At 71.9% G+C, this 11,048-nt stretch carries 10 protein-coding genes; 8 read left to right on the top strand and 2 right to left on the bottom strand.

The window, feature by feature from the left end; all coding sequences use genetic code 11:
• Positions 1 to 104: 104 nt before the first annotated feature.
• Both ACFV18_RS31660 and ACFV18_RS31655 read right to left on the bottom strand, forming a co-directional pair.
• The gene (locus tag ACFV18_RS31660; RefSeq protein WP_380488741.1) at positions 105 to 488 is read right to left on the bottom strand and encodes a YrhB domain-containing protein; all 384 of its coding nucleotides are present in this window, start codon (positions 486 to 488) and stop codon (positions 105 to 107) included.
• Between the two features lie 30 nt (positions 489 to 518).
• Positions 519 to 1,292, bottom strand: coding sequence for an SDR family NAD(P)-dependent oxidoreductase (locus tag ACFV18_RS31655; protein ID WP_380488740.1), 774 nt, complete (start codon positions 1,290 to 1,292; stop codon positions 519 to 521).
• 97 nt (positions 1,293 to 1,389) lie between these two features.
• Here ACFV18_RS31655 and ACFV18_RS31650 point away from each other — a divergent pair, with 97 nt between their 5' ends.
• The 8 genes from ACFV18_RS31650 to pstA all read left to right on the top strand — a co-directional run bounded on the left by ACFV18_RS31650 (position 1,390) and on the right by pstA (position 11,033).
• Positions 1,390 to 2,025, top strand: a complete 636-nt coding sequence (locus tag ACFV18_RS31650) for a TetR/AcrR family transcriptional regulator (RefSeq protein ID WP_380488739.1) — start codon at positions 1,390 to 1,392, stop codon at positions 2,023 to 2,025.
• 30 nt (positions 2,026 to 2,055) lie between these two features.
• The gene (gene mshD / locus ACFV18_RS31645; RefSeq protein WP_380488738.1) at positions 2,056 to 2,976 is read left to right on the top strand and encodes a mycothiol synthase; all 921 of its coding nucleotides are present in this window, start codon (positions 2,056 to 2,058) and stop codon (positions 2,974 to 2,976) included.
• Positions 2,977 to 3,350: 374 nt separating this feature from the next.
• Positions 3,351 to 5,720: an RNA degradosome polyphosphate kinase gene (locus ACFV18_RS31640; RefSeq protein WP_380488742.1), complete on the top strand. Its 2,370-nt coding sequence runs from the start codon at positions 3,351 to 3,353 to the stop codon at positions 5,718 to 5,720.
• 92 nt (positions 5,721 to 5,812) lie between these two features.
• The gene (locus tag ACFV18_RS31635; protein ID WP_380488737.1) at positions 5,813 to 6,880 is read left to right on the top strand and encodes a CHAD domain-containing protein; all 1,068 of its coding nucleotides are present in this window, start codon (positions 5,813 to 5,815) and stop codon (positions 6,878 to 6,880) included.
• Positions 6,881 to 6,908: 28 nt separating this feature from the next.
• On the top strand, positions 6,909 to 7,421 hold the full coding sequence (locus ACFV18_RS31630; protein WP_380488736.1) for an NUDIX hydrolase: 513 nt from the start codon (positions 6,909 to 6,911) through the stop codon (positions 7,419 to 7,421).
• A 255-nt stretch (positions 7,422 to 7,676) separates the two neighbouring features.
• On the top strand, positions 7,677 to 8,807 hold the full coding sequence (gene pstS / locus ACFV18_RS31625; protein ID WP_380488735.1) for a phosphate ABC transporter substrate-binding protein PstS: 1,131 nt from the start codon (positions 7,677 to 7,679) through the stop codon (positions 8,805 to 8,807).
• A gap of 169 nt (positions 8,808 to 8,976) precedes the next feature.
• A complete protein-coding gene (pstC, locus tag ACFV18_RS31620) occupies positions 8,977 to 9,957 on the top strand; it encodes a phosphate ABC transporter permease subunit PstC (RefSeq protein ID WP_380488734.1) in 981 nt (326 codons plus the stop codon).
• Positions 9,954 to 11,033, top strand: coding sequence for a phosphate ABC transporter permease PstA (pstA, locus tag ACFV18_RS31615; protein ID WP_380488733.1), 1,080 nt, complete (start codon positions 9,954 to 9,956; stop codon positions 11,031 to 11,033). The genes pstC and pstA overlap by 4 nt, the downstream gene beginning before the upstream one ends.
• Positions 11,034 to 11,048 lie beyond the last annotated feature (15 nt).

Raw genomic sequence — 11,048 nt, 5'->3', positions numbered from 1 at the left:
GGTACTGCAGGGGGGACCCTGTGGGAGAGTAGGACGCCGCCGAACAATTATTCAGGGAAAGCCCCCCGCCTCACGGCGGGGGGCTTTTTCGCATTCTCGGACTTTCAGAGGATCGGGCCGGCAAGGGTCTCGATGGGAAGTCGACGATCCGTCCGCGGCTCGTCGGAGGCCCCGGCGTCCGCCTGGGCGTGTTTGACCTGCCGGAGGTAGAGCTCCTCCCAGCCACCACCGACGTAGGTGGTGGTCGGTATGTGGTGAATGCTGCCGTCCTGACGGTCCACCAGGTAGGGGCCGGAGCCGATCAGGGCCGTGTGCCTGTCCCGGGTGCGGACGAATTCCGCCGACTGCCAGAAGACCAGCCAGCCGTGGGGGTGTTCCTCCACGCGGAGAATGGCGAGTTCCGGCGCCAGCGCCATCCAGGCCACCTCTCCGCGTCGTCTCTCCAACAGTGCCTCGACCAGTTGCGCAGCGCGTTCTTCAGTGATCACGCCGTGATTCTGCACTACGGCGCGCGGAGGTCAGAGGTGCGAGCCGCCGGTCGCGTCGATGGTCTGGCCGGTGATCCAGCGGGAGTGGGGGGTGGCGAGGAAGGCGACGATGTCGGCGACGTCGTCGGGCCGGCCGATGCGGCCGAGGGCGGAGCGGGAAGCCGCGTGGGCCTGGGCGGCGGGGTTGCCGCGGAGCCAGGAGGCGTTGGTGTCGGTGTCGATGATGCCGGGGCGGACGGAGTTGGCGGTGATGCCGCGGGGGCCGAGCTGGGCGGCGAGGTTGAGGGTGAAGTTGTCGAGGGCGCCCTTGGTGGCGTTGTAGGCGATGATCTCGGGCATGGCGATGCGGGCGACGCCGCTGGAGATGTTGATGATGCGCCCGCCGTCGCGGAGCCGGGGCAGGGCCTGCTGGGTGAGGAAGAACGGCGCACGGACGTTGACCGCGAAGACCTCGTCGAACTCGTCCTCGGTGAGGTCGGCGAGGGCGGAGCTGCGGCCGATACCGGCGTTGTTGACCAGGATGTCGAGCCCACCGTCGGGGGTGTACTCGCGGCCGGCCAGGTCGAAGGCCTCCCAGAGGCGGGCGGCGTCGCCGTGGCTGCCGAGGGGGGCGTGGACCAGGAAGGCCTTGCCGCCGTTGGCGCGGATCTTGTCCAGGACGGTGGTGGCGGCCTCGTGGTCACGGGCGTAGCCGAGGGCGATGGTGGCGCCGTCCTGGGCGAGACGTTCGGCGATGCCACGGCCGATGCCGCGGGAGGCGCCGGTGACCAGGGCGATCTTGCCGTCAAGTACGCGTGCAGACATGGTGGTTGACCCATCCCTCATTTGTTGAGTGACCGTTCAAGAAAGACCGTAGCACGGCCTCACGCACTTTTTGAGTGGTCGCTCTAAAATGGGTGCCATGACGACGAGCGCAGGTGCGAGACGAGGCCGCCCGCCGGCCTTCGACCGGGCGGCGGTGCTGGCGGCGGCGACCAGGTTGTTCTGGGAGCGGGGCTACCAGGCGACCTCGGTGGGGGAGTTGACCGGGGCGATGGGGATCAAGTCGGGCAGCCTGTACGCGGCGTTCGGCGACAAGGAGTCGCTGTTCCGCGAGGTGGTGCGGGGGTATCAGCAGTCCCCGGTGGGGGAGTTCGTGGGGCTGGCGTTCGCCGAGGAGCCGACCGTTCGGGCGGCGTTCGTCCGGATCCTGCGGGAGGCGGCGCGGATCTACTCGGACCCGGAGCATCCGGCGGGCTGCCTGGTGATCAGTGCGGCCACCAATGTGGCCGCCCAGGACGACGAAGTGGCGGTGTTCCTGCGGGAGTTGCGGGACGCGAACCTGGCAGCGTTCGAGGAACGGCTGTCCACCGCGCAGCGGTTCGGCGAGCTGCCGCCCGAGGCGGATCCGGCCGCGCTGGCACGGTACTTCGGTGCGGTGCTGCAGGGCATGTCGCAGCGCGCCCGGGACGGTGCGGACCAGGCGGAGCTGGCGGCGACGGCCGAGCTGGCCCTGCTGGCCTGGCCGGTCGTGGGCGCGGACGAGGCGGCCTCCTGAAAGGAGGCTGGAGGACGTACGCTCGGCAGTATGCAGACTTCTGAGAACACGTCAGGCGGCGGCCGGGTCGAACGCGTCGAAGTCCTGACGGTGGAACAGGCCGAGGCGGTGCGGGAGTTGCTGGCGGAGGCGGCCCGGGCGGACGGTCGGGAGGCGGTCTCGGAGGCGGGCCGGCTGCGCATTCGCCCCGACAGCCCCCGCCCGGGGGTGCGGCACCTGGTGCAGCTGGCGGACGACCGGATCACGGGGTACGCCCAGGTCGAGGGCGAGCGGCCCGGGACGGTCGAGCTGACGGTGGCCCCGGCCGACCGCGGCCGCGGCCTGGGCGGGTCGCTGGTGCGCGAGGTGCTGGCCGGTGCGGACGGCGAGCTGAACTTCTGGGCGCACGGCGGCCTCCCGGCGGCCCGGCACCTGGCCGAGGTCCACGGGGCGGTGCTGGTGCGGGAGTTGCGGCAGATGCGGCGCACCGCCGAGGCGCCGGAGCCGGTTCCGCTGCCGGCCGGCGTCGAGCTGCGGACGTTCGAGCCGGGCCGCGACGAGCAGGCCTGGCTGGCGCTGAACGCGCTGGCGTTCGCCCACCACCCCGAGCAGGGCTCGTGGACGGAGCAGGACCTGGCGGAGCGGATGGCCGAGCCATGGTTCGACCCGACGGGCTTCTTCCTGGCGGAGCGCGAGGGCCGGCTGGTCGGCTACCACTGGACCAAGACGCAGCCGGACGGCCTGGGCGAGGTGTACGTGGTGGGCGTGGACCCGGCGGAGCAGGGCGGCGGCCTGGGCAAGGCGCTGACCGCGGCGGGCCTGCGGCACCTGATCCTGGAACGCGGCCTGCCGACGGTGATGCTGTACGTGGACGCGGACAACGCCGCGGCCGTCCGGGTGTACGAGCGGCTGGGCTTCGCCGTCCACGAGGTGGACCTGATGTACCGCTGGGAGCCGTCGGCAGGCCGCTGAGCCGGCCGGGAGCTGGGCGGGTGCCGGCCGGGAGCGGGGCAGGTGCCGACCGGGAGCGGGGCGGGTGCCGACCGGGAGCTGGGCAGGTGCCGGGCGGGTGCCGGGCGGACGGGGCCGTCCGGTAACTGCCACAGGGGTGACGGACTCAGCTTTCCTCCCGGCCATGCGGTGTTTACCGTGGATTCAATTGGCGCCGCGAAGATCACAGAATGTCGTCCGTATTGCCCCGTCCGCGTCACCGCTCCACCCGCCGTCCGGCCGGGCCGGTTCCGGCTGCGCCGGGTGGGTGGCCGCTGGTCGACGAGGACGAACAGCGAGCGGAGGCGTGTCCTTCGTCCCGCCCGGCCCGCGTCCTGCAGGAGGAGCTGGAACAGATGAGCATCCCGCGCCCCGTCTCCGATTCGGCTGCGGCCGAGTCCAGCATCGAGCAGAAGCCGACCGTCCGGCCGGGCGCGAAGGCCGGGCCCGCGAAAGCCGGGCCCCGGTCCGGCGGCAGGTCCGCGGTCAAGGACCCGGCGAAGGCCAAGGACCAGGTGAAGGTCAAGGACCCGGCGAGGGAGCCGCGGGCCAAGGCCGATTCGGCGGTGCCGACCGAGCCGGTGCGGGCGGCCACCGCGCTGCCCGCGGTGTTCCTGGCGGGCGGCACGGACGGGCGCGGCGCGGAGGAGGCGGAGCTGCCGCAGGGCCGGTTCCTGGACCGTGAGCGCAGCTGGCTGGCGTTCAACGAGCGGGTCCTGGAGCTCGCCGAGGACCCGAACATCCCGCTGCTGGAGCGCACCAAGTTCCTGGCGATCTTCGCGTCCAACCTGGACGAGTTCTTCATGGTGCGGGTGGCGGGGCTGAAGCGCCGGATCGCCACCGGGGTCGCCCAGCGGTCGGCGTCGGGGCTGCAGCCGCGCGAGGTGCTGGACCTGATCTGGCGCCGCTCGCGTGAACTGATGGCCCGCCACGCGGCCACCTTCCAGCAGGAGGTGCTGCCGGATCTCGCGGCCGAGGGCATCGAGCTGGTGCGCTGGCCGGACTTGGCGGAGACCGAGCAGAGCCGCCTGCACACGCTGTTCCGGCAGCAGATCTTCCCCGTCCTGACGCCGCTGGCGGTGGACCCGGCGCACCCGTTCCCGTACATATCGGGACTGTCGCTGAACCTGGCGGTGGTGGTCCGCAACCCGGTGTCGGGGCACAAGCACTTCGCCCGGGTGAAGGTGCCGCAGCTGCTGTCGCGCTTCCTGGAGGCCTCGCCGCAGCGGTACGTGCCGCTGGAGGACGTGATGGGCGCCCACCTGGAGGAGCTGTTCCCGGGGATGGAGGTGCTCGCCCACCACGCGTTCCGGGTCACCCGCAACGAGGACCTGGAGGTGGAGGAGGACGACACCGAGAACATCCTGAAGGCGCTGGAGAAGGAACTGATGCGGCGCCGCTTCGGGCCGCCGGTGCGCCTGGAGGTCGAGGAGTCCATCGACCCGTACATCCTGGACCTGCTGGTGCGGGAGCTGAACATCACCGAGGCGGAGGTCTTCCCGCTGCCCGGCCCGCTCGACCTGACCGGCCTGTTCGGCATCGCCGACCTGGACCGCCCCGAGCTGCGGTACCCGAAGTTCGTGGCGGGCACCGCGCGCGGCCTGATCGACGTCGAGTCCGCCTCGCAACCGGACATCTTCGCCGCGATGCGTGAGCGCGACGTGCTGCTGCACCACCCGTACGACTCGTTCTCCACCTCGGTGCAGGCGTTCCTGGAGCAGGCCGCCGCCGACCCGCACGTGCTGGCGATCAAGCAGACGCTGTACCGCACCTCCGGCGACTCGCCGATCGTGGACGCGTTGATAGACGCCGCGGAGTCCGGCAAGCAGGTGCTGGTCCTGGTGGAGATCAAGGCGCGCTTCGACGAGCAGGCCAACATCAAGTGGGCCCGCAAGCTGGAGGAGGCCGGCTGCCACGTGGTGTACGGCCTGATCGGGCTGAAGACGCACTGCAAGCTGTCGCTGGTGGTCCGGCAGGAGGGCGAGACGCTGCGCCGGTACTCGCACGTCGGCACCGGCAACTACCATCCGAAGACCGCCCGGCTGTACGAGGACCTGGGCCTGCTGACCTCCGACCCGCAGGTCGGCGCGGACCTCTCCGACCTGTTCAACCGGCTGTCCGGCTACTCGCGCCGCGAGTCGTACCGGCGGCTGCTGACCGCGCCGCGCGGGCTGCGCGACGGCCTGGTCGCCCGGATCAACGGGGAGATCGCGCACCACCGCGCCGGCCGGCCGGCCTTCGTCAAGATGAAGGTCAACTCGATCGTCGACGAGGTGGTCATCGACGCGCTGTACCGGGCCTCGCAGGCCGGGGTGCCGGTGGACGTGTGGGTGCGCGGCATCTGCGCGATCCGGCCGGGCGTGCCCGGGCTGAGCGAGAACGTCCGGGTGCGGTCCATCCTCGGCCGGTTCCTGGAGCACTCCCGGATATTCGTGTTCGGCAACGGCGGCGACCCCGAGGTGTGGATCGGCAGCGCCGACATGATGCACCGCAACCTCGACCGCCGGATCGAGGCGCTGGTCCGGGTCACCGACCCGGCGCACCGGGCCGAACTGAACGGGCTGCTGGACCTCGGCGTCTCCGACGAGACCGACTCCTGGCACCTCGGCCCGGACGGCACCTGGATCCGCCACGCGCAGGACGCCGAGGGCCGCCCGCTGCGGCACGTCCAGGACCTGCTGATCGACTCACGCCGCCGCAACCGCGGCTCCGCCGCCGCGCGCTGAGCGGCACCCCGCCCGCGCCGGGAGCCCTCCCGGCGCGGGCGGCATGCAGCCCCGGGGCAGGCCCGGGGACGGAATCGGGGAGAGCCACAGCCATGACCGATGCGCCGACGACGGCCCCGGTGGCGCGCGCCGCGACCGCCGGGGAGGTCCTTGCCGGCTACCTGACCGCACAGGCGGGCGTGTTTCTGCGCGCCCTGCCGCAGGCGGTCGGCGAGGCGGGCTCCAGACCGGGTGCGCTCCCGGCGTCGGCACAGGCCGCGGACGACCTGCTGCGCGCGGTGCGCCGGATCGGCGGCGCGCTGCACACCTTCGGGCCGGTCTTCGATCCGGCGTGGGCGCAGGAGTCGCGGACCGAGCTGCGCTGGCTGGTCGACCTGCTCAGCCAGGAACCGGGCTACCGGCGCCGCTCCGACCGGTTGCTCGGCGCCGTCGACTCGCTGGCCGACACCGCCCCCGACGGGGCCGGCATGCTGGCCGGCCACCCGGGCGCGCCGAAGGCCCGGGCGCTGCTGGAACGGCAGTTGACGCTGGCCCGGACCCGTTCGCACACCGCGCTGCTGCAGGAGCTGCGTTCGGCCCGGCTGCACGCGCTGGCCGACCGGATGACGCTGCTGGCCGGCGAGGTGCCGCTGCTGCCGGAGGCCGCCGCCGAGCCGGCGGTGGCGCTGCTGCCGCGCACCGCTGCGGCGCTGGAGGCGCTGGTGGCGGCGGCCGAGCGGCTGCCCTGGCAGCGCTCCGCGCAGGCGTACGCCGGGGCGGGCCTGCACCGGCTGGGTGCGGCCCCGGCGGACACGGTGCCGGTGCCGCGTGGTGCGGGGGACCCGGCGGACGTGGCGCTGGCGGCGGACGACGCGCCGTGGCTGCGGGCCCGGATCCTGGTGAAGCGGGCCCGGTACGCGCTGGCGGTGTGCAATGCGCCGGACGGTGAACTGCTGGAGCTGGACCGGGTGTTGGGCTGCCATCAGGAGGCGTCGGACGCGGCGGCGACGGTCGCCGCGGCCGCCCGCACGCCACGGATCACCCCGGCGACGGCGTACGTGCTGGGTGTGGTGCACGCCGATCAGCGGCTGGACGTGGAGGCCGCCCGGTACGCTTTCGGGCGCCAGTGGCCGGCGGTGGCGTCCGGGCTGGTCGGCCCGTTCGCCGTGCCGTCGGACTGAACCCCGCTCCCCGACCCGGATGGATCGCGTGCCACAGCTCCCCGATCACCCGTCGCCGTCCGACCGTGCCCACCCCCGGTCGGGCGGCGCCCGCACCGACCGCCGCCCGGCGGCCGGGCCCCGCTCGACGGTGCTGGCGGCGGGCGCGGTGCTGTGGGTGCCGGGTCCGCTGCGCAAGGACGGCAGCCGCAAGAAGCCGCGGGTGGCGCTGGTGCACCGGCCCAAGTACGACGACTGGAGCCTGCCGAAGGGCAAGCTCGACCCCGGCGAGGGCTGGCGGACGGCGGCGCTGCGCGAGGTCCGGGAGGAGACCGGGATGCGCTGCCTGCTGGGCCCGGAGCTGCCGACCCAGCACTACCTGGTGCAGGGCCGCCCGAAGGAGGTCAGGTACTGGGCGGCGGTGCCGACCGGCGGATCCTTCCGGCCGAACCGGGAGGTGGACCGGCTGGAGTGGCTGCCGCCGCGGCGCGCCAAGGAACGGCTGACGCACCCCCGTGACCGGGTGCTGATCGACGCGCTGCTGGAGCTGTTGCCCGGCTGAGCGCCCGGCCCCGCTCGGTTCGGGGGTCCGCCCTGCCGGGACGGGTGATCTGCCCGCGCCCGACCTGTGACGCAACCGTTACTACTGGCCAAGGTTTCCTGACATCCGTCCGAGGTTCACTCCCCGTTCATTTGTGACGGGCTGACGCGTCACCTGTCCTGCCTAACTTCGGGATTACCGGAGGGCCGGAAGGGCCCCGGACCACAGCAAATCCGGTCACTCGGAGACCGGTATTGCCTCAGAAAGGGACACCCTGTGAACCTGCGGAACGGCCGCTCCAAGGCCCTCGCCATCGGTGCCGTCGCGCTCGTCTCCACGCTGTCGCTGTCGGCCTGCGGCACGGACGACAACTCCAAGCCCAACGCGGGCGGCTCGTCCGCCGGTGCCCCGGCCGCCAAGATCGCCTGCTCCGACAAGGGCGGCCAGCTGCTGGCGGCCGGTTCGACCGCGCAGACCCCGGCGATCGAGGTCTGGAAGGCCGCCTACAGCGGCGCCTGCTCCAGCACCAGCCTGACCTACAGCGGCGGCGGCTCCGGCGCGGGTGTCACCCAGTTCAACCAGGGCAAGATCGCTTTCGCGGGTTCCGACGGTGCCCTCAAGGCGACCGAGATCGAGGCCTCGAAGGCCGTCTGCACCGGTGGCCAGGGCATCGACCTGCCGATGGTCGGTGGCCTGATCTCGATCGTCTTCAACGTCGAGGGTGTCGACAAGCTGACCCTGGACGCCCCGACCCTGGCGAAGATCTTCGACTCGCAGATCACCAAGTGGAACGCCCCGGAGATCGCCGCCCTGAACCCGGGCGTCAACCTCCCGGCCGCCGACATCCAGGCGATCCACCGCTCGGAGGACTCCGGCACCACCCAGAACCTGACCGCCTACCTGGCCAAGGCCGGCGGCGGCAACTGGAAGTACCCGGCCGCCAAGAGCTGGTCCGGCCAGGGCGGCCAGTCCGCGAACGGCTCCGCCGGTGTCGTGGCCCAGGTCAAGCAGGCCAAGAACTCGATCTCCTACGTCGAGCTGTCCTACGCCCAGACCAACAAGCTGAACAGCGCCGCCATCGCCACCGGTGCCTCCAAGCCGGTCGAGGCCACCGCCGCCAACGCCGCCACCACGCTGGCCAACGCCAAGATCACCGGCACCGGCGCGGACATGGCGCTGGACATCGACTACGCGACCAAGGCCGAGGGTGCCTACCCGCTGACCCTGGTCACCTACGAGATCGTCTGCGACAAGGGCAACAAGGCCGACACCCTGCCGGCCCTGAAGTCCTTCCTGAACTACACCGTCAGCGACGCGGGCCAGCAGGCCATCGGTGCGGTCGGCTACGTGCCGCTGCCGAAGGAGCTCGCCGGCAAGGTCAAGACCCAGATCGACGCCCTCGCCTGAGGCTGAGCGACGCCCGGCCGGGCGGCCCCCGAAGGAGGGGGAGGGGTTTGCCCGGCCGGGCCTTGCGCCCACCGCACCACCCGTAGCACCCACCATCAGAACGTCCGGGGCACCGCCGCCAAGGTGCCGCCCTCCGCGGGGCAGCGCCGCCAGACCGGAGTAAACGATCATGACTTCTTCCTCCCCCGCCGACGCGCGGGGACGGACCCCACGACGCCGCGACAGCCGTCGCGGTGACGCCGTGTTCTTCAACCTCTCCCGCGGTGCGGGCGTCCTGCTGCTGGTCATCATGGCCGCCATCGCAGGCTTCCTGGCCTACCGCTCGGCCCTGGCCCTGGGCAAGAACGAGGGCAACTTCCTCACCACCTTCGAGTGGACGCCGGACGCCGCGACACCGGTGTTCGGCATCGCCGTGCTCGCCTTCGGCACCCTGGTCAGCGCCCTCATCGCGATGCTCATCGCGGTCCCGGTCGCGGTCGGCATCGCGCTGTTCATCTCGCACTACGCGCCGCGCCGGATCGCCCAGCCGTTCGCCTACCTGGTGGACCTGCTGGCCGCCGTCCCGTCGATCGTCTACGGCCTGTGGGGCGTGCTGTTCCTGGTCCCGCACATGGACGGCCTGACCAGCTGGATGGACCAGTACCTCGGCTGGACGTACATCTTCGACCAGTCCAGCGCCGGCGTCCTGCCGCGCAACCTGTTCACCGTCGGCATCCTGCTGGCGATCATGGTGCTGCCGATCATCACCGCGGTCACCCGCGAGGTGTTCCGGCAGGTCCCGCGGATGCACGAGGAGGCGGCGCTCGCGCTGGGCGCGACCCGCTGGGAGATGGTCCGCACCGCGGTGCTGCCGTTCGGCCGCCCCGGCATCATCTCCGCGTCCATGCTGGGCCTGGGCCGCGCGCTCGGCGAGACCATCGCGGTCGCCACCGTGCTGTCCACCAACAGCAAGCTGTCGCTGCACCTGCTCGACCCGGGCGGCGGCACCTTCGCGGAGAACATCGCGCTGAAGTTCAACGAGGCCCAGCCGCTCGGCCGGGACGCCCTGATGGCCTCCGGTCTCGTCCTGTTCGTGATCACCCTGCTGGTGAACGGTGCCGCCCGCGTCATCATCGCCCGCCGCAAGGAGTACTCGGGGGCCGCCGCGTGAGTACCGTCACCACCGTCACCGACGCCACCGCTCCGCAGCTCAGCCACCGGCTGACCGCGGCCCGGCTGCCCCGCTGGGCGCCCGCCGGGATCGCCGTGGCCGCGATCGTCCTCGGCTGCGGCTTCGGCGCCGTCGCCGGACTGAAGAGCCACCTGCAGTGGGGCCTGATCTCCGCCCTGCTCTTCCTGGTCGCCAGCTACGCCGTCTCCGCCTCGGTGGAGGGCCGCCGGCAGGCCAAGGACCGCTTCGCCACCTCGCTGGTGTGGGTCGCCTTCATCTGCGCCGTGGTGCCGCTGGTCTCGCTGACCTTCTACACCGTGCAGCAGGGCATCGGGGCGATCAGCCCCGAGTTCCTCAGCCACTCGATGAAGGGCGTCGTCGCCACCCTCAGCCCGGACGGCGGCATCTACCACGCCATCATCGGCACCATCGAGCAGGTCCTGCTGGCCACCCTGATCGCCGCACCGATCGGCCTGCTCACCGCCGTCTACCTGGTGGAGTACGGCCGCGGCCGGCTCGCCAAGGCGGTCACCTTCTTCGTCGACGTGATGACGGGCATCCCGTCGGTCGTCGCCGGTCTGTTCATCCTCTCGCTCTGGAACATCCTCCTCGGCTTCCAGTACTCGGGCTTCTCCGGCAGCCTCGCGCTGGCGATCCTGATGATGCCGGTCGTGGTCCGCTCGACCGAGGAGATGCTCAAGCTCGTCCCGAACGAGCTGCGGGAAGCCTCGTACGCGCTCGGCGTGCCGCGCTGGAAGACCATCCTGCGGATCGTCCTCCCGACGGCCATCGGCGGAATCACCACCGGTGTGATGCTGGCGGTCGCCCGCATCACCGGTGAGACCGCCCCCGTGATGATGCTGGTGTTCGGCGCCGACTTCATCAACAGCGACCCGTTCAACGGACCTCAGCAGTCCCTGCCGCTCTACATCTGGCAGCAGTACTCGCAGGTCAACAACGACTTCGGCTACTCGCGCGCCTGGGGCGCGGCGCTGGTGCTGATCGCCTTCGTGATGGGGCTCAACCTCATCGCCCGAGGCATCGCCCGCTGGCGCGCGCCCAAGGGCGGACGCTGACCCCGACTGACGTAC

The organism is Kitasatospora sp. NPDC059673, from assembly GCF_042734215.1.
Lineage (GTDB): Bacteria > Actinomycetota > Actinomycetes > Streptomycetales > Streptomycetaceae > Kitasatospora.
The sequence above is the reverse complement of the archived record's forward strand: the minus strand, read 5'-3'. Positions and strand labels throughout refer to the sequence as shown.

Coding starts and splice junctions, on each gene's coding strand:
- ACFV18_RS31655 (WP_380488740.1), bottom strand. CDS start 1,292: ATGTCTGCACGCGTACTTGACGGCAAGATCGCCCTGGTCACCGGCGCC.
- ACFV18_RS31650 (WP_380488739.1), top strand. CDS start 1,390: ATGACGACGAGCGCAGGTGCGAGACGAGGCCGCCCGCCGGCCTTCGAC.
- mshD (WP_380488738.1), top strand. CDS start 2,056: ATGCAGACTTCTGAGAACACGTCAGGCGGCGGCCGGGTCGAACGCGTC.
- ACFV18_RS31640 (WP_380488742.1), top strand. CDS start 3,351: ATGAGCATCCCGCGCCCCGTCTCCGATTCGGCTGCGGCCGAGTCCAGC.
- ACFV18_RS31635 (WP_380488737.1), top strand. CDS start 5,813: ATGACCGATGCGCCGACGACGGCCCCGGTGGCGCGCGCCGCGACCGCC.
- pstC (WP_380488734.1), top strand. CDS start 8,977: ATGACTTCTTCCTCCCCCGCCGACGCGCGGGGACGGACCCCACGACGC.